Genomic DNA, 19,329 nt, shown 5'->3' on the forward strand with positions numbered 1-19,329 from the left:
CATACCAAAGAAGCACTCAAGGCCGCCTAAGATGAGTAAAAAGTGCAACTGGTAGAAATACGAAGCAATCATGCGATATGTAGATGAAGTACAAGCATATTCTCCAAAACTAGGGGGTCAAGGCGGAAACTATATTGAAAAGAGAGCCGGACTTTAACAGACTGAAGAAAGTCCTTCAGCTACAAGGTGAACCGGATGTTGTTCCCTTTTACGAACTGTTTGCGGACCGGGAAGTGATCAGCAAGGTACTCGGCCGTCCCTATCAGGATCTAAAGGACCGCATCGAATTCCAATACAAGCTAGGTTATGACTTTGTAACCCTTTGGGCTCGTATTCACCTGCCAATGCAAGGGGCTGCAGTTACGGAAGACACTGCCCCGCTTTCTCGGGGCAAACGAGCTTTCCGCACCGCAAGTATGTGCACTATTGCCACCTGGGAAGATTTTGAGAATTATCCATGGCCCCAGGTGACACCGGAGGCCTTCATCGAGTTGGACAGGGCAGCTAAGGAGATGCCTGATGGGATGAAGGGTATCGTACTTACCGGCCACGTGCTGGAGGATCCCATGGGTTTGATGGGTTATGAAGGTTTGTCTTATGCTATGGTCGACAATCCCGATTTGGTGGAAGCAGTCTTTGACCGGGTGGGTAGGTTGTACGAAGAGATTTATCGATACTGCGTCCAGCACGAAGCGGTGGGCGCGATGTTAATTTCCGACGACCTTGGTTTTCGCTCCGGTACCATGATCTCCCCTAAGGACTTGAGAAGACTGGTCTTCCCGTGGTACAAACGCTACTGTGAGATCTGCCACGCCTACGATAAACCCGTTATCCTCCATTCCTGCGGCAACCTCCGGGAGATTATCGATGATTTGGTGGACTGCGGCATCGATGCGAAGCATTCCTACGAAGACATCATTATGCCCGTTGAGGAAGCAAAACAGCTCTTTGGCGATCGGATGGCGATTCTCGGTGGGCTCGACGTGGACTTCCTTTGCCGGGCTACCGAGGAGGAAGTGCGAGCCCGGACAAGGGAAATCCTCGAAGCCTGTATGCCCGGCGGCGGTTACGCCTTGGGCACCGGAAACAGTGTGGCCAACTACATCCCTACGGAAAACTACCTAGCGATGCTAGACGAAGGACGGAAGATAGGCGTGTACTAAGTTACCATTGTCTCTTCCCATTGATTAATCGCGGGACCAATTGCGGGACCTTCCGAATTGGAAGGTCCTTCTTTTGGCCCTCGGCCCTTGAGCTACCCGAGGGAAAAGACAAGCGAATATCAATACCAGTACCGGTTGCCCTTGCGGTGAGCACAGATGGGGTGAAAACCAAAAAGGGAGAATCCCAGATGTCAATCCAACCAAAACCACCAGATCCTCTAAACTGGGGTTTGCTTCCATCGGCCTTGGCACAAGGTGGTTGTGTGTATGGCCACAATCCGTACTTAGGTTTTGCTCCGGAATCGTCAGGTGTTCCAAAAGCGAAGGGTGAATTCCAAATACCAACCTGTGTTGCCTGTAACCTTTAGGGCGTGTTGCCATGCATCGGAATCAGTTTCGGCCTCGATGGTGTGGTCTCAGCAAAGACCAGGCCGCCCTTTCCTGGTACGGGTGGAGGACTCAAGCTGCGCTTTCCCTTCGGGAAAACATATTTGTCATTGGACGACCAGCAAAACCGGCGATAAAGTCCTGTAAAGTCTATGTCCTCAAAAGATAGGCGTTCAGCCAACACTCGTGGTTCTTTTCGGCTCTTACATCGTCGCTGACAAAAACCTCCCTGATCCTTAGTTCGGGAACCTGTTGGATGATCCTCTCCAAGTCCGTTTCGTTCAGATTATGGAAGTACCTTCCGTCGATCCAACGTTCCCCCTCACCATACTTGAAGGACATGTAGAATATGCCGCCGTCTTTCAGGTGTGCAGTGAGGTTCCTTAGTACTTCTGCCAGTTTTTCCTTGTCCACATGCAGAAGGGAGGCACAGGCCCATATACGGTCATATCGATCAGGTAAGGTAAGATCTTCAAAGCGCATGAGAAGGACTTCCTGGTCTAGCAGTTTTGCGCTTAGGGCAACCAGCTCTTTCGATGCATCGAAGGCCGTCACCTCAAAGCCGCGGCGTTTGAAGTAAAGACTGTCGCGGCCGGAACCACAACCGGCATCAAGGATTTTCGCACCGGGTTTCAGGTGCTTGAGAAAGGGCCGGTAGGACCTGGTCATATCCAGGTGTACCGTGCTTTGGAAATAGGCTTGGGCATGTTCGTTGTAATATCTGACGCTGGTATTTTCCATATTTCCTCGCCTGCTTCTGATTTTCAATGCCACCATTGCCGGTATTATACCACACTCCCGACCCTCGTCCGTACTAGGGATGGTTAATGAGGAGGAGAGAGTGATTCCCCACTAGCCTCCATTGGGGGAAGGTTTTTCCCAGAAGATGTAGAAAAAGGGGTTATAGGTACGGATGTGGAGGGTCAAGGGTGCACAATGTAATCACAAACTACCAAGTTCCCCTGTTAGACAGTCTACAGGAATCCTTTGGCCGAGCCGAACACATCAAGATTGTCGTTTCCTTCATTTTGGAATCAGGAGTTCGGCTCCTGCTTACGGATCTGCAAAGGGCGGTGGCGCGTGGTGTGCCAGTGCAGATCCTGACCTCTAATTACCTGAACATCACCGAGCCCTCAGCCCTTTATCTATTGAAAGATCAGCTGCAGAATAGAGCCGACATCCGTATCTACGAGTCCAACGAGATCTCCTTCCACCCCAAAACCTATATCTTCATGGGTGGCAACCAGGGAGAAGTCTATGTGGGTTCTTCCAATCTGTCCCGCAGTGGTCTTGTCGACGGCATCGAATGGAATTACCGTCTAGTAGGCCAACAACAACCCGAGGATTACAAGGCGTTTATCGATCATTTTGAACGTTTGTTCGCCGCAGCCCGTCCCCTCGATGATGAGTGGCTGAAGGAGTATAGTCTTTCGTGGAAGCGTCCCCGGTGGTTACGGGGAACGGTTAAACCGAAGGAATTGGAGGACAGACCCCAACCCCTGGGTGCCCAGATTGAGGCCTTGCACTACTTGGAACTATCCCGAGCCGAGGGTTTCCAGCGGGGGATGGTGGTGATGGCTACTGGTGTGGGGAAAACATACCTGGCCGCCTTTGACAGCAGGCAGTTTCGCCGGGTCCTCTTTGTGGCCCATCGGGAGGAGATCCTGCGCCAGGCGGAGGAGAGTTTCAGGCGGGTGGTGCCCTGGAAAAGTACTGGTTGGTTCAAAGCCGATGTGAAAGACACGGACAAGGACCTGATCTTTGCTTCGGTGCAGACCCTCTCCCAAGAACGGTATCTCCATCCCAGCTACTTCCCACCGGACTACTTTGATTATATCGTTATCGACGAGTTTCACCACGTGGCGGCCAGGAGCTATCAACGGATTGTCGACTACTTCCAGCCCCGTTTTATGCTAGGTCTTACGGCTACACCCTATCGTATGGACAACCAGGATATCTTCCAGTTTTGTGAAGACAATGTGGTCTACGAGATCAACCTCCAGGAGGCCATCAACAAGGACTACTTGGTTCCCTTTCATTATTACGGCATCTATGATGATACCGTCGACTACAACCAGATCGCCATGCAGAACGGACGTTACGTGGCGGAAGAACTGGAAAAGGCGCTGACCATTGCTTCCCGGGGAGACCTCATCCTAAAACACTACCTCGAGCATCGTTCCCAACGTGCCTTGGCCTTCTGCAGCGGTATCAACCATGCCAATTATATGACCGCCTTCTTTCTAAGCAAGAAGATCCCTGCTGCCGCTGTGCACAGTGGCTCTGGCCCCCATGTGCTGGACAGGGCTGCCGCGGTGGAGGCCCTGCGGAAGAGAAAAATCGAAGTGATCTTTTCTGTAGATCAGTTCAACGAGGGTGTGGATATTCCCGAAGTAGATTTGGTCATGTTCTTGCGGCCCACAGAATCCTACACCGTTTTCCTACAACAGCTTGGCCGTGGTTTGCGCAAGGCGGAGAACAAGGATTACCTCACGGTGTTGGATTTCGTAGGGAACTATCGGAGAGCCCATCTGATTCCATTGCTTCTCACAGGCTGTAATCCCGAAAAGGAAGAGCACCAGTTCTACCGGATGCGGGATCTCCAGCGTTTTGTGGCCGAAGGGTGTACGATCCAATTTGATCTACGCCTGCTGGACGTCTTTGCCGAGATGCGTAAACACGACCCCCTACCTGAGCGGATGAAGGCCGACTATTTCCGCCTCAAGGCGGATTTGGGAAGACGGCCCTTACGTCTGGATGTGCATGGAGGTAGCGATATTCCCTCCCGGGAGTATCTAAGCCCACGACACCTTAGACCTCAGAAGGGCTACCTACGGTTTCTGGCAAGTCTTGGGGAGCTTACCCCTGAGGAAGAAAGCTGGCTAGACACCGAGCTGGAGGCCTTTCTTCTAGACTTGGAGAGTACCAGTATGCAAAAACTCTACAAGATCCCAACCGTGGAAGCCTTCATCCGTGACGGGGGACTTTTGCCCCAGGTGACCAGTGAGGACATCGGCCGTTCCCTGCAACGGTACTACCAAGATCTTCGCTTCCATGACGACATGCAGGATTCCTCCAGTCGGGGGTTTCAAGACTGGCCTCTGGAGAAGTGGACCCAGCTTGCGGAAAAGAACCCTATCAAGTACCTTGACAAGAGCTCACCCTTCTTCGAGTTCGATCAGATTAACCGAAGATTGCGACTGAAGCCGGTGATCGTGGAAAACCAGTCGCCAGCGTTACTGCAGCACATCCAGGATATTCTCCGTTACCGAGAACGGCAGAAGATTGCCCGTTTTGTACAAGAGCGACTGCGCGTGAGAGGGGATGGACATGCCTGATTACAACAAGCTCGTGAGGGATCGCATACCCGAGATTATTCGTACCAGTGGAAGGAAATGCCGTTGTTCCACCGTAACTGGGGAGGAACTACTTGCTGGCCTGGAAGCTAAGTTGTTGGAGGAATTCAACGAGTTTCGGTCCAGTGAACGGGATTTGGAGGAACTGGCGGACATCCTTGAGGTCGTGGATGGACTAGCCCATCATCTAGGATCATCGTTCCAGGAAGTTTTGGCCCTTAAGAACAAGAAGCGGGAAGAACGGGGAGGGTTTGACCGGGGAATTTGGTTAGAGTGGGTGGAGGATTAGAGTCCTTTACCTGCAACATGACGCGGGGGCGGTAGGACATACCCGAACACTGGTGATCCCCGTACCCAAAGGTAACGCCAGTGACCGCCTTTTGATAAGTGGCTTCAGCCATCTTTCCTACCTGTTCGGGCAACCCCGGGGACAGGCTGTCCATCCTGTAGACAAGCACCGATCCAACATCTGGGCAATGCCCGTGGTAGCGGTGGAGAGTCGCCCTAGAGCGATCATCGATGGGCACGGGGATAAGCATTCCCGGTCTGGTAGCATGGGAAACGCAAAAGGAGGAGCCTTGGACTGGGAAGTACTTAGTTGGGGGGCTCGGATGGAAGTAGTTGGGATGCCAGTGGGAATGGGAGGGTACAGGGATGCCCTTTAACATCGTTCAAGAGGATATCACCAGGATGACGGTGGATGCCATTGTCAATGCGGCCAACGAACAGTTGAGGATGGGCGGCGGGGTTTGCGGAGCCATTTTTCGGGCAGCCGGGCCCAGCAAGATGCAGGCTGCCTGCGAGCGACTGGCGCCAATCAAGACCGGCCAAGCGGTGATCACCCCCGGTTTCGCTCTACCCAGTAGATACGTCATCCATGCGGTGGGGCCGGTCTATGACCGGAAGAATCCTGCAGAAAGTAAGCGACTTCTGGGATCCGCTTACCGCGCATCCCTACGATTAGCGATAGAACATGATTGTAAAAGCCTGGCCTTTCCCCTTATCTCCAGCGGGATCTTCGGTTATCCCAAAGGAGAGGCTTTGCAGGTAGCTACCGCTGCCATTGCCGAGTTTCTCCAGGACCATGATCTGGATGTATACCTATGTGTCTTGGACAAGGAGACCATCGTGGTAGATGACCAGCTGTGGCAGGAAATCTCCCGGTATGTCGCAAACAATTGCCTTTCTGATGTGTCTGTGCCGATGAACCCATCGGCTCCTGGTATTGGGGTAGATGGGGATGCAGCCATGGTTCCGGGGAAAGCCTTGGATCACTTGCTGGAGAATTCAGACGAGTCCTTTTCCACAACCCTATTGCGTTTGATTGACGCTAAGATGAAAAGCGATGTAGAGGTTTACAAACGGGCCAACATCCACCGGCGGTTGTTCTCGAAGATTAGAAGCGAGGGTTATCTACCCAGCAAGCGAACCGTCCTCGCCTTGGCTGTGGCTCTAGAACTCACCTTGGATGAGACCAATGATTTGTTAAAACGCGCAGGCTTTGCACTGTCCCCCTCTCAGAAGCTAGATATTATCGCGGAGTATTTTATTGTCAACGGTCGGTACAACATTTTCGAGATCAACCAAGTGCTGTTCAAATATGATCAGCCCCTATTGGGTGGGGTCTAGCTAGACCTGATTCCAAACCAAAGACGCACAGAACTAGATGCTCCGCCCAGGGAATTGACGCTTTTCCAGGGACAAAAGACCTTAGCGGCCCAGTCGCTGCTTCAAAGCAGCTAGTGACAATGTGCTCTTGCCAGGGAGGGATCTCGGTGTCCGATAGGGAACTTGTGTCTCGTTTGGATTTGATCCACTAGTCCCATAGTTCTCCTGGACGCTATTTAGGTGGTGACTTGCAAGAGACTTGCCTCTACTGCAGTTGAAAACCCATAGATGCCTGGGTGTAGTAAAGAAGTGATTGCACGAAGAACCTCGTATCCCGGTGTTCTTGCAGTGGTAGAATAACTAGGAATTGCTGTAGATGCTGGTTTAGCTTAGGATTAGGATCCAGAAAGGAGTTCATGATGTATCATTTTCCCGAAGGATTGTATGTGGATGTGCGTATCGAGGAAACCTTCGATACGAAGATCAGTTTCCGGAAGCTGACATTAGAGGAACAAAAGGTACGGCACCGTCAGGGAGCCTTTATTCGGGTCTTTGATGGTAAACGGTGGTATTACAGTGCCACCACAGATATTGATGGCATTCAGACCCAAATAGACTCCCTAGCCAAGATGGCAGATCCCGATCCCGATATTTCAGAGCACCCCATTGTGAAAGCCTTTGAAGTACATCAGGATACCTTGCTTCGGTACACCACCCGTTCAGTGACAGATATTCCAGTTGTAAAGAAACGAGAGCTTTTGGAAAGCTATCTTTCCTTGATCACTGACCCGGTGGTTGTACACCATTCTTCCTTTTACGTGGACAACAAGACCATCAAGACTATCTGCACCTCCAAGGGCAGTTCGATCACCTTTGACAAGCAGATGGCCGGCATTCGGATTAATCTGGAACTAGCCCATGGAGAAAACAGGAACCAGGCCCCGATGTCCAAACCCGTGGTCCATTTCGAGGAGCTGGAAAACCTTCAGGACTATTTCCACGCTGAGTTGGAGAAGGAGGTTGCCTTTGTGAAACATGCGGTGCCGGTGGTTCCTGGAGAGTACCCCGTTTTACTGAGCCCCGAGGCCACCGGAGTTTTTACCCATGAAAGCTTTGGTCACAAGAGCGAATCCGATTTCATGGTGGGTGACGAAACTATGAAGGCGGAATGGGCCTTGGGTAAGCGGATCGGCCAGGAGCTTCTCACCATCATCGATGATAGTAACGTTATTGGATATGGCTATACCCCCTATGATGACGAAGGGACCAAAGGTAAGAAGACGTATATTGTCACCAACGGTGTGCTTACGGGCCGGTTGCACAGCGCCGCCACTGCCGCCTTGTTGGAGGAGCCCTTGACGGGAAATGCCAGGGCCCTAGATTTCGAGTTCGAGCCGATCGTGCGGATGACCAGCACCTACATTGAAAAAGGGGATCGTCCCCTGAAAGACATTGTGGGGGAAATCGACAAAGGTGTTTACATCGACACCATAAAACATGGTTCAGGGATGTCTACCTTCACCCTGGCACCCGGTCGGGCCTATTTGATCGAGCATGGTCGAATTACCACTCCGGTGAAGGTCTCGGTGGTGACCGGCAGCGTCTTCGAAACCCTGGCGGAAGTGGATGCGGTCAGCGAAGAGTTTGAGATTACCACATTTGTCGGTGGTGGATGCGGTAAGATAGAGCAGTACCCATTGCCCGTGGGTTTAGGTGGGCCATACACGCGAGTTCGGAAACTTAAGGTCCAGTGAAGGGATGGAAAGAATGCAAAGGGAATTTGTTATTATCCATGAAAAGGAAACCGCCGCGCGGACGATCAACACACGGATTGATGCCATCCGGACCAAGGACATCACAAAGAAGGGTGTCCGGGTTTACGCCGACGGAAAGATCGGCATTTCCGGTGGTATTGGTGCAGTGGATGAAGATGGGCTTGTGAGAGAGGCTATGGAGAACCTGTCCTGTGGGATTAGCTATCCCTATGCCCTGTCCAGGGACAAGAAGGATCATCGGGATTACTTGCTCGATCCCCTCAGTTCCGACGACGTGGTCGCCATTGCCGAGTCGGTGTTGGATACCCTGCGCCGGGAACATCCTGCCTTTGATTTCAGCCAGACCATCGCCTTTCGAGAGGTCAGGCAGCGGATCTACAACACCGCCGGCCTCGATCTGGAATACCGAGATGGGCATTTTGCCATCGAACTGCTGGTGAAGGAGAAGAAGTCAGCCAATGTAATTGACGGTATCTTAGTATGTACCAGCCGGAAGTTTGATGCGGAGGCTTTTTGGAGCTTCGCCGACTCCTATCTGCAGGCCCACTTGACCCCTGCTTCCTTCCCGGAGGGGGAAGTGCTTCCGGTATTCACCCTTGAAATGGATACTTTGCTGGGTTTTCTGAATAGGTCCTTGCACGGGGAAAGGTTTGCCACCGGTAGCTCCCTGTTCAGCGGCAGGTTAGGGGAGCAGCTCTTCCATGAAAAGATCACCCTAGAACAAAGCTATAACCCTCACTATACCCTAAGACCCTTTTTCGACGCGGAGGGTGTAGTATTACCCGAGGACCGGTATGTTCTAATCGATCAGGGGCGGTTGGTAAGTGTCTTTACGGATAAGAAGACAGCAGCCTTATACAACCTACCCCATACTGGTGCTGCATCGGGAGCCTATGACGAAATGCCGTCCTTGAGGTCGGTGCCCTTGCATTTCAGAACCGACACTTCGGATCTCAAAGCAGCTCTCAACGGACAATTAGCCCTTTTGGTGGTGCTGAGTTCCGGTGGGGAATTCACCCCAGACGGCAGTTTTGCTGCGCCGGTACAATTGGGGTTCCTTTTCGACGGCGAGAGACTGTTAGGGCGATTGCCTGAGTGTACGATAAGATCCCACCTGTTCAAGATGCTTGGCTCCGACTATATCGGCACCTTTGACAATACGGCCTTGTACGTGGGCGATGTACCAACCCAGCTGCAGGGCTATTACATGCAGGTAATCAGGTAGTTCTGTGTCTATTGAGAGTTGAGCGGACACTGGCATGGGATGTGTCCCGAAGTAGTGAAGCATCGAGGGAGGGGGTAATCCTGTGTACACACAATCGAAACGGCCTAATGTGGTTATCATCTATGCCGATGACCTGGGTTACGGCGATGTGGGCTGCTACGGTGCCACCCGGATTCCCACACCGCACCTTGATCAGCTGGCCCGGGAAGGGTTGGTCTTCACCCAAGGCTATGCCACGGCGGCGACTTGTACACCGTCCCGGTACAGCTTGTTGACGGGAGCCTATCCTTGGCGCAACAAGGGGGCCCAAATCTTGCCGGGCGATGCGCCTATGATTATTCCTCCTGGTTCCCAAACCTTACCCCGGATGTTACAGGCTGCAGGGTATGCCACCGGGGTTGTGGGCAAGTGGCATCTGGGGTTAGGTGCAGGAAATGTGAATTACAATCGGGAGATCAAACCTGGCCCCTTGGATGTAGGCTTTGATTATTCCTTCATTATGCCGGCCACCAATGACCGTGTACCCTGTGTGTACATCGAAGGACGTCGGGTGGTAGGGTTGGATCCTTCGGATCCTATTGAGGTATGGTATGGGAAAGAGAATCCCTTTCCCGAAGTGCCAACGGGTAGGGACCATCCGGAATTGCTGCGTCTAAAGCACAGCCATGGTCACGACATGACCATCATCAACGGCATTGGCCGTATTGGATACATGCGGGGCGGTAGGGCCGCCCTTTGGGACGATGAGACCATGTCAGAAGTGTTTTTGAGTAAGGCCGTTTCTTTCGTAAAAGAGCACAAGGATCGCCCCTTCTTCTTGTACTATGCCCTGCACCAACCCCATGTTCCCCGGGTACCGGGACCTAGGTTTGCGGGAAAGAGCGCCCTAGGACCCCGGGGTGATGTGATCATGGAACTGGATTGGTGTGTGGGCCAGTTATTGGATGTTTTGAAGCAGGAAGGATTACGTGAAAACACCATTGTGATCTTTACCAGTGACAACGGTCCTGTGTTGGATGATGGTTACCAAGACCAAGCGGTAGGACTCAACGGTGACCACCGCCCGGCAGGACCCCTGCGGGGCGGGAAGTATAGTCTGTACGACGGAGGCACCCGGGTGCCCTTTATCTTGAGCTGGCCCGGGGTGGTAAAGCCCGGTCGCTCTTCTGCTGTGGTTTGTCAGGTGGATTTCCTGGCCAGTTTTGCTGCCCTGTTGGACCAACCTTTGGAAGAAACGGCCGCCCCCGATAGCCTGAACATGCTCCCGGCACTGTTGGGGAAAGATCCCGTTGGCCGTGAGGAACTAATCTTGGAAGGTATCGGGGCAAAGACCATACTGCGGTCTGGTGATAGGGTCTATATTCCCCCCTATCCCGGACATTCCGTGGCGCCCAACACGGGAATCGAGCTAGGCAATTCCCCTAAAGCCCAGCTTTACCATCTAGGGGAGGATATCGGTCAGCAGACTAACCTAGCTGAAATGCATCCGGATATGGTGGAAAAGATGTCTCAACGGTTGCAAGAGCTCTTGACCAGTTCTCGAACCCGATAGGGTGTGTAAAAGGTTGGGTTACAGGATAAGGGGAGGTCCTGAACTTAAGAAGGTGTCCATAGGAGGACGGGTTTGGACTTGGAGCATAGACGATCTGTAACACTAATGATGGGAGTTAGGGGCCAGTGGACCGTAGTTTAAGATCAGGTGAGCGTCAATGGTTTGCCTGCCCATGCGTAGTTCTATCTGAAACCTTCGCTGCAGTTTGAACAGCCGGTCAATTATGTCAAGATTTTGATCGAAGGCGCACCCCAGTGGACGCCTACCACAGGAAAAGTGGTACTGTCGCAATAAGGACCGTGGCGTCCGCCGGTTCCTTTGAGGATCGGTGCCACCCTATTGCCAGATGGGGAATTGTAAGTCGTCGTTATCATCGGGTAATCCGCCCAACGGGTCGGCGGGAGATTGCCCGATATCCTTTTGGGACCAGTTGTACGGGGAAACAGACCTGTGTCCGGTTTACGAGACACGGGAACATGGTCTAATACCAAAATGGGCCGAAGGACTGGAGTTTTCGGAGCATCGTTGCTTCCCTGTTTTTCTACAAGCGCTGGTAGTGTGATATGATATGCCTATCTCGAGCCAGATTCATCCAGCAAGTCCATGTTCCATTACATAAGCATAGGGGGCAAGATTGTGCCAAAGTTTAACATCCTTTATCTACATTCCCATGATACGGGTCGCTTCATCCAACCCTATGGCTTCCCGGTGGAAACGCCCAATCTGCAACGCTTGGCCGAAGAAGGAGTAATGTTTCGCAACTGTCACTGTGTGGGCCCTACCTGTTCTCCCAGTCGGGCAGGTTTGTTGACGGGTCAGTGTGCCCATAGCAGCGGCATGTTGGGACTGGCCCATCGCGGCTTCGGTCTGAATGACTATAGTCAACATATCATCCACACCTTGAAGAAGGTGGGCTATCGGTCGATTTTGGCCGGTGTACAGCATGTTGCTAAAAACAAGGAAGTCATTGGATATGATCTTGTCTTGCCCACTAAAGGTGATGCTACGGTGGCCAACGCGGCCCGGGAGTTTTTGTTGAGTAGACCCCAGGAACCCTTCTTTATGTCGGTGGGCTTTACGGATACCCATCGGTCCTTCCCCAAAGTGGAGGAAGATGGCTCCTATGAGTCTCCGCCGCCGCTGCTACCGGATCATCCAGCGGTCCGTAAGGATATGGCGGAGTTTAAGGCCGGCGTCCGTCGCCTAGACCACCACATGGGGATGGTACTGTCTGCCTTAGATGAGGCGGGTCTAAGGGAGAACACCCTAGTGGTCTGCACCACCGACCATGGCATGGCCTTCCCTGGTATGAAGTGCAATCTTACCGCTTGGGGTACTGGTGTGATGCTGATGATGCGGGGACCTGGTTTACCGAAGGGGCTGGTCTTGGATAGCCTTGTTTCCCACATGGATGTATATCCCACCATCTGCGATCTGGTGGGCTGTGAACATCCGCCCTGGCTTCAGGGGTATTCCCTGTTACCTCTCCTGGAGGGTAAAGCCGAGGAGATCCGAGAGGAGCTCTTTGCGGAAGTGACGTTCCATGCAGCCTTTGAGCCCCAGCGGGGGGTTCGCACGCAGCGTTGGAGTTATATCCGTCGCTATTTGGACGATTTGTCCGTGGTGTTGCCCAATATTGATGACGGTCATACGAAAAGCTATCTGTTGGAACAGGGACTCCGCGATATGCGCCATCCGCGGGAAGCCTTATATGATCTGGTGTACGATCCTATGGAACGGTGCAATCTGGCGGAACGACCCGAGTATGCCTCGGTATTAGTCGATATGCGCAACAGGCTAGATCGTTGGATGAGGGAGACCAGGGATCCTCTTTGGGATAACAACCTAGTCCTACCCGAAACGGGTGTATTGGTGACCTCGCCCAACCAAACTTCACCCCGGGAGACCGCGGAGTGGTGTCATGATGCGCAGGTTTTTTTGGATATGTTGGTAAGATAGATGAGACTTAGAAAAGTAGGAGGGGTCTTTATGAAATTCCGGTGGGTAACCATCATGGTCAAGGATCTGGAAGAGTCAATCGAGTTTTATCGGGACATTGTGGGTCTGGAGATTAACCGGCGGTTTGCCGCTGGCCCCGGCAGGGAGATCGTTTTTCTAGGGGCTGGGGGCACAGAAGTGGAGTTGATTTACGACCAGTCTCAGCAGGACTGCCGCTGTGGAGACTCCATTTCCCTCGGTTTCCAGGTGGATTCCGTGGAGAAAATGATGGAATTTGTCGCGCAGAAGGGTTTTCCCGTGCACAGTGGACCCTTTGAGCCTAATCCCCAGACAAAGTTCTTCTTTATCCTGGATCCCAATGGAGTAAAGGTGCAGTTCGTGGAACTGAAGTAGCTGCGACAAAGGAGAAAGGCCTGGGTCCAAGCTGACGGACCTAGGCTTTGCTTTCTTCGGTGACCTTTTTAGGGGAGAACAACTGCACCCCAATCAGCAGGGCTAGGGGGAATACGGAAGCGGTCAAAAGCCCGGCGTGTAGACCCCGTTCGGTCAGGTCTGCCACAAGACCGGCGGACCAAGGACCGAGGGAACCGCCCAGATCGCCGAAAATGGCCAAGATGCCGAACATGGCCGTACCCCCAAAGGGAAAGGCTCTGGCACTGAGACTGAAAGTGCCCGGCCACATCAAACTTACGGAAAAGCCCGTCAGGGAGCAGCCCGCCAGGGATAACAGGGGATGGGGGGCAAAAACCGTGAGGAGATAGCAAAGAACACAAAGCGCGCTGGTGAAAAGCAAGGCTTTTCGCAGGTCAATGCGCTCGCCCCACACACCGTAGATCGTGCGACCAATACCCATAAACAACGCGAACAGGCCCGGACCAATAAGATCACCGATCATCTTTGGAACCTGCAAACCCTGTTCGGCAAAGTAGGAGGACCATTGGGACATGGTGAGTTCCGATGCTCCGGCCGAGAGCATGAGCAACAGGGCGATGAGAAAGCTGGGGGAGCGGAATAGCTCCCGAATGGGCATCTGTTGTTCCTCCGGCACCAGTACCCGTAGGGGAACCTTAGTGAACCGGAAGAAATTTGTGGCAGGGATGAGGGCCCAAAGGAAGGGGAGGATATACCAGTGGTTCGCTCCGAGGAGTCGCACCAGCACAGTGGTGACGATGACCACGAGCATCTGTCCCCAACAGTAGAAGGAATGTAGCAGACTCATCGCCGATGCTTTCGCATCACCGGGCAAGGACTCCACGATGGGGCTAATCAACACTTCGATGAATCCTCCGCCCCAGCCGTAGATGATAGTCGCCAAACAAAGGCCTACGTATGGAGAAGGCAGCAAAAAGGGGAGAATACCTAGGGAGATTAGTCCCAAGGCACTTAATAGGTGGGCGATGAGGGCCGAACGACGGTAACCGATCCTGTCTACATAACGAACCGCGACCAGATCGGCCACAATCTGGGTGGTGAAGTTTAAAAGGATAAGCCGTCCGAGCATTTCCGTGGAAAGACCGAACTGGTTTTGAAAGACGATAAAAAGCAAAGGCGCAAGATTGTTATTTATCGCCTGGGTTACGTAACCAAGGTAGCAGGCATGCAGAGTATGTCGATATGTAAACTTCACAATAGCACTCTCCTAGGGTCTGGTACATACAGAGTCTATGATAGCAAAAGGGCGATCCCTTGGGAAGACCTTGCAATTTCTGCATCGAGGGCAAAGGGCGGTCTCCCATAGCCGAAAAGAGGGCGATGGTACTCTCTAGAACCCTGTCTAGACTGGAGAAGAACGGTGGGAACAGGCCTCAGGAAAGGGAAGACTGTCGTAGGGCCCCATGGGGGGTCTGCTGAGTTCCAATTGGAAGGAAATCTCAAGTAATATTTTCGTTATCCATTTTATGTGGTATGATTAACGGGAATCATAAAATAACAACTATAGGAAATTCATATAAAAGGTGGGGGTTGTCCTGTGGCACGAATCATGACAATTGATGGAAACGAAGCTGCAGCGTATATCTCTTATGCCTTCACGGAAGTGGCAGCCATTTATCCCATCACTCCGTCCTCTCCCATGGCGGAACTGGTGGACGAATGGAGTGCCCGTGGGCGCAAGAACATTTTTGGTGAACCGGTCAGAGTAGTGGAAATGCAGTCGGAGGCGGGTGCTGCGGGGACCATGCACGGTTCCTTGGCGGTGGGAGCGTTGACAACGACCTACACTGCTTCCCAAGGACTATTGTTGATGATTCCGAACATGTACAAGATTGCTGGAGAGTTGTTGCCAGGGGTATTTCACGTCAGTGCACGCGCCCTGGCTACCCATGCCCTTTCCATTTTCGGTGACCATCAGGATGTCATGGCGTGTCGGCAGACCGGGTTTGCCATGTTGGCTTCGGCAAACGTACAGGAGGTTATGGATCTAGGTTGCGTGGCCCACTTGGCAGCCATCAAGGCCCGGGTTCCTTTCCTGCACTTTTTCGATGGCTTTAGGACATCCCATGAGATCCAGAAGATTGAAGCCTTGGAATATGACGAAGTGGCCAAACTGCTGGATCAAGAGGCCCTACAAGAGTTCCGCAAGCGCGGGTTGAACCCGGCCCATCCGGTGATCCGGGGGACGGCCCAGAACCCGGACATCTATTTCCAAGGCCGGGAAGTGGCCAACCCCTTCTATGAAGCGGTTCCGGGTATTGTCGAAGGGTATCTCAAGGAGATTGGAAAGCTCACCGGCCGGCATTACAACCTCTTCGACTACTACGGCGATCCCGAGGCTGAGTCCATCATCGTGGTGATGGGTTCTGCCTGCAATACAGTTGAAGAAGTTGTAGACTACCTGCGAAGCCAGGGTGAAAAGGTCGGCGTGGTAAAGGTTCGGTTGTATCGCCCCTTCTCCAAGCTTCACTTCCTCCAGGCTGTGCCCAAGACGGTGAAACGTATTGCCGTTTTGGATCGCACCAAGGAACCGGGTTCCCTGGGCGAACCCTTGTATCTTGACGTGGTGAAGGCTTTCCAAGGGGAGGACAATCAGCCCTTGATCGTGGGTGGACGTTACGGCCTTGGTTCCAAGGATACCCGTCCTTCACAGATCCTGGCGGTCTATAGGAACCTCAAACAGGCGGAGCCTAAGGATCGCTTTACCATCGGCATTGTGGATGACGTCTCCGGCAGTTCACTTCCCGAAGAAGACATCGTGGATACAACACCGGAGGGAACCATCAGCTGCAAGTTCTGGGGGTTGGGTTCCGACGGTACCGTTGGTGCCAACAAATCTGCGGTGAAGATTATCGGAGAGAACACCGATTTACATGTCCAAGCCTATTTCTCCTACGATAGTAAGAAATCGGGGGGGACTACCGTATCTCACCTGCGGTTTGGCAAGAAGCCCATCAAGTCTTCTTACCTGGTTCACGAAGCAGACTACATTGCCTGTCACAACAGCTCCTTTGTGAACAACTACGATCTATTGAAGGGCATTAAGGACGGCGGGATTTTTGTTCTGAACTGTCCTTGGGAAGATGAAGAACTGGAGGAGAATCTCCCGGCCTCCCTCAAGCGCACCATCGCGGAGAAAAACGTGCAGTTTTACACAATTGATGCCCTTTCTATCGCCGGAAAGGTGGGACTGGGTAATAGAATCAACATGATTATGCAGGCGGCCTTCTTCCGGTTGGCTGGGGTGATCCCCTTCGAAGAGGCCATCCGCCAGTTGAAGGACTCGGTGGAATCGATGTACGGCAGAAAGGGCCGCAACGTAGTGGAGATGAACTTCGCTGCCATCGATCAGGGAATCGATGCCCTGCGGAAGGTGGAAGTACCTGCCAGTTGGAAGGATGCCCAGGACGAAGTGCTCCCACCGAAGGAAGTACCGGAGTTCGTGGAAAAGATCCAAACTCCCATGGCTCGCCAAGAGGGGGACGAGCTTCCGGTCAGTGCCTTTGTGGGTATGGAAGACGGAACTTTCCCCGTGGGTACCACTGCCTACGAGAAACGTGGTATTGCGGTGATGTTGCCTGAATGGCAGATTGACAAGTGTATCCAGTGTGGTCAGTGCTCCTTTGTCTGTCCCCATGCTACCATTCGGCAGTTCCTGCTAGATCAGGAGGAGATCGCAAAGGCACCTGAAACTTTCGTTACCAAGCAAGCCCTCGGAAGAGGCCTGCAGGATTATGGCTATCGGATTCAAGTCAGTCCCTTGGATTGTACAGGTTGCGGCAACTGTGCCGATATTTGTCCGGCACCGGAGAAGGCTCTGGTCATGCGGCCTGCGGAAGAAATCCTGGATAGAGAAGCGGATAACTGGGAGTTTGCAATGACCATCAAAGAGAAGAGTGATCTTCTCGACTGGAAGACCCTGAAGGGTAGTCAGCTGCGTACACCCCTTTTCGAGTTCCATGGTGCATGCCCGGGTTGTGGAGAGACTCCCTACTTACGCTTGATCTCCCAGCTTTTTGGCGATCGGATGATCATTGCCAACGCCACTGGTTGCTCTTCTATCTACACCGCCAGTGCCCCCTCCATGGCCTATACCACCAATCGAGAAGGACGGGGACCCGCTTGGGCCAATTCCCTTTTCGAAGATAACGCGGAGTTCGGATATGGAATGTGGCTAGGAATGGGCCAGCTGCGCAAGCGCATCGCTAATGTAATGGAGCAACTGCTGCGCGGCTCCATCGATGAAGAGCTGGCCAACGCCCTCGGGCAATGGCTGGACGCCTTCAATGATGGTGAAAAGTCTCTGGCCGCCAGCAAAGCAGTGCGGGAGGCCCTAGAGAAATACAAGGATTCCACTGATCCGTTAATCCAGGAATTGATTAGCAGCCAGGATTACCTTGTAAAACCATCCCAGTGGATCATTGGCGGTGACGGCTGGGCCTATGATATTGGCTATGGTGGTTTGGATCACGTCCTGGCCACCGGCGCCGATGTGAACATTCTGGTGATGGACACCGAAGTTTACTCCAACACCGGTGGTCAATCGTCAAAGTCCACTCCTACAGCAGCGGTGGCCAAGTTTGCTGCATCGGGTAAGCGGATCCGCAAGAAGGATTTGGGGCGCATGGCCATGAGTTACGGATACGTCTACGTGGCTCAAATTGCCATGGGGGCCAATCTCAACCACACCCTGCGTACCCTCATTGAGGCGGAGGCCTATCCGGGACCGTCGCTTATCATTGCCTATTCGCCCTGTATCAACCATGGTATCCGCACGGGAATGGGTACGAGCATCATGCAGGAGAAGAAGGCAGTGGAGGCGGGCTACTGGCACCTGTACCGCTATAATCCGCAGCGGAAACTGGAGGGCAAGAACCCCTTTACCTTGGATTCCAAGGATCCCTCCGGGTCTTTCCAAGAGTTTCTCACCAGCGAAGTACGATACTCTTCGCTACGGAACACCTTCCCCGACATCGCGGAGGAGTTGTTCACCCAAGCAGAGCAAGATGCCAAGGAACGGCTGGAAGAATACAAGCGGCTGGCCGCTTTGGACTACTAAGAAAAATGAGCCCCTTCGGGGGCTCATCATTTTTTGTTCTCCTCCACCCATTCGCGGCCTTCCACCACATGGAATTCACTGGGGATATGGACTCCCGATTCGGGTTTTTGTCTTTCGATATTTGCCCAGGCTGCGGTGGTGTGCTCTTCAACGGGTAGAGAATAACGTTTCCTTTTCAGTCCCTGCAATGCTACTTTGCGGTCTTGTTGATGCTTAGGCTTGTACATGGTATTCCTCCTTATTATCACTTAGTCTAGGATAAAAGTATGTCCTTTATTCCGAAAGAGTTACGTATGGTGTTCGGGGTAATGTGATTGACAGCGAAGGTCCTGAGGAGAGTGTGAGCAAGGAAGGCTGGAACGCAACGAGCAGGAAGAAGATACCAGCTTCTTCTTGACCTAATGCTCCGGTTTTTGGCCCATCCTTGCTCCAATATCTTTGCGCAACCCGCTGATGTAACGGGGTGAACCAGCGGGTCCTTTTACACCCATGTTGACAATGCTTCTTCGTACCGTTTCCCGTCAAAGGTGGCTTGGTTTTTGACAATACCTTGGCCACCCTTGGCTTTGATGTCAAAGGTAAGCAGCATCCGTGTTTACTGCCTTTGGGCTCATAGCTCTAAACTTATATCCTTTTGTTATTGTCCCGTTCTTCCAGTGGTCTAGAATACAAATACGAGACTGAGACTATTGATTAAATGGACAATCTCGGCAACGTCTGTCTATAATATTTCTAATCTTTCTACAAGTACGGCTGACATTCCTCTTTCTTGCAGAACATTTCTGCTTCTGATCTCCGGTCTCCCATCGCGCG

At 52.6% G+C, this 19,329-nt stretch carries 13 protein-coding genes; 10 read left to right on the forward strand and 3 right to left on the reverse strand.

Annotated features, from left to right (window positions below; translation table 11 throughout):
* Positions 1–134 precede the first annotated feature (134 nt).
* Positions 135–1,163, forward strand: a complete 1,029-nt coding sequence (locus GXX57_09365) for a uroporphyrinogen-III decarboxylase-like protein (GenBank protein HHV44855.1) — start codon at positions 135–137, stop codon at positions 1,161–1,163.
* Between the two features lie 537 nt (positions 1,164–1,700).
* On the opposite strand, the gene GXX57_09370 is transcribed toward GXX57_09365, so the two are convergent.
* Positions 1,701–2,291 (reverse strand): class I SAM-dependent methyltransferase, encoded by a 591-nt coding sequence (locus GXX57_09370; GenBank protein HHV44856.1) that lies wholly within the window; start codon positions 2,289–2,291, stop codon positions 1,701–1,703.
* Positions 2,292–2,479: 188 nt separating this feature from the next.
* Here GXX57_09370 and GXX57_09375 point away from each other — a divergent pair, with 188 nt between their 5' ends.
* From GXX57_09375 to GXX57_09410, 8 genes are all read left to right on the forward strand, one after another.
* Positions 2,480–4,888: a DEAD/DEAH box helicase family protein gene (locus tag GXX57_09375; GenBank protein HHV44857.1), complete on the forward strand. Its 2,409-nt coding sequence runs from the start codon at positions 2,480–2,482 to the stop codon at positions 4,886–4,888.
* On the forward strand, positions 4,881–5,195 hold the full coding sequence (locus GXX57_09380) for a nucleoside triphosphate pyrophosphohydrolase (GenBank protein HHV44858.1): 315 nt from the start codon (positions 4,881–4,883) through the stop codon (positions 5,193–5,195). The genes GXX57_09375 and GXX57_09380 overlap by 8 nt, the downstream gene beginning before the upstream one ends.
* A 365-nt stretch (positions 5,196–5,560) precedes the next feature.
* Complete coding sequence (locus GXX57_09385) at positions 5,561–6,535, forward strand: macro domain-containing protein (GenBank protein ID HHV44859.1); 975 nt, start codon at positions 5,561–5,563, stop codon at positions 6,533–6,535.
* Between the two features lie 398 nt (positions 6,536–6,933).
* Positions 6,934–8,268, forward strand: a complete 1,335-nt coding sequence (locus tag GXX57_09390; protein HHV44860.1) for a TldD/PmbA family protein — start codon at positions 6,934–6,936, stop codon at positions 8,266–8,268.
* 4 nt (positions 8,269–8,272) lie between these two features.
* Positions 8,273–9,514 (forward strand): hypothetical protein, encoded by a 1,242-nt coding sequence (locus GXX57_09395; protein ID HHV44861.1) that lies wholly within the window; start codon positions 8,273–8,275, stop codon positions 9,512–9,514.
* 82 nt (positions 9,515–9,596) lie between these two features.
* On the forward strand, positions 9,597–11,066 hold the full coding sequence (locus tag GXX57_09400; protein HHV44862.1) for an arylsulfatase: 1,470 nt from the start codon (positions 9,597–9,599) through the stop codon (positions 11,064–11,066).
* Positions 11,067–11,669: 603 nt separating this feature from the next.
* Complete coding sequence (locus tag GXX57_09405) at positions 11,670–13,025, forward strand: sulfatase (GenBank protein HHV44863.1); 1,356 nt, start codon at positions 11,670–11,672, stop codon at positions 13,023–13,025.
* A gap of 30 nt (positions 13,026–13,055) precedes the next feature.
* Positions 13,056–13,418, forward strand: a complete 363-nt coding sequence (locus GXX57_09410) for a VOC family protein (GenBank protein HHV44864.1) — start codon at positions 13,056–13,058, stop codon at positions 13,416–13,418.
* A 40-nt stretch (positions 13,419–13,458) separates the two neighbouring features.
* On the opposite strand, the gene GXX57_09415 is transcribed toward GXX57_09410, so the two are convergent.
* Positions 13,459–14,652: an MFS transporter gene (locus GXX57_09415; GenBank protein HHV44865.1), complete on the reverse strand. Its 1,194-nt coding sequence runs from the start codon at positions 14,650–14,652 to the stop codon at positions 13,459–13,461.
* Positions 14,653–14,994: 342 nt separating this feature from the next.
* Here GXX57_09415 and nifJ point away from each other — a divergent pair, with 342 nt between their 5' ends.
* Complete coding sequence (nifJ, locus tag GXX57_09420) at positions 14,995–18,516, forward strand: pyruvate:ferredoxin (flavodoxin) oxidoreductase (protein ID HHV44866.1); 3,522 nt, start codon at positions 14,995–14,997, stop codon at positions 18,514–18,516.
* Between the two features lie 26 nt (positions 18,517–18,542).
* On the opposite strand, the gene GXX57_09425 is transcribed toward nifJ, so the two are convergent.
* The gene (locus tag GXX57_09425) at positions 18,543–18,743 is read right to left on the reverse strand and encodes a DUF3787 domain-containing protein (protein HHV44867.1); all 201 of its coding nucleotides are present in this window, start codon (positions 18,741–18,743) and stop codon (positions 18,543–18,545) included.
* Positions 18,744–19,329: the final 586 nt, after the last annotated feature.

Source organism: Bacillota bacterium (assembly GCA_012839765.1).
Classification (GTDB): Bacteria; Bacillota; Limnochordia; order DUMW01; family DUMW01; genus DUMW01.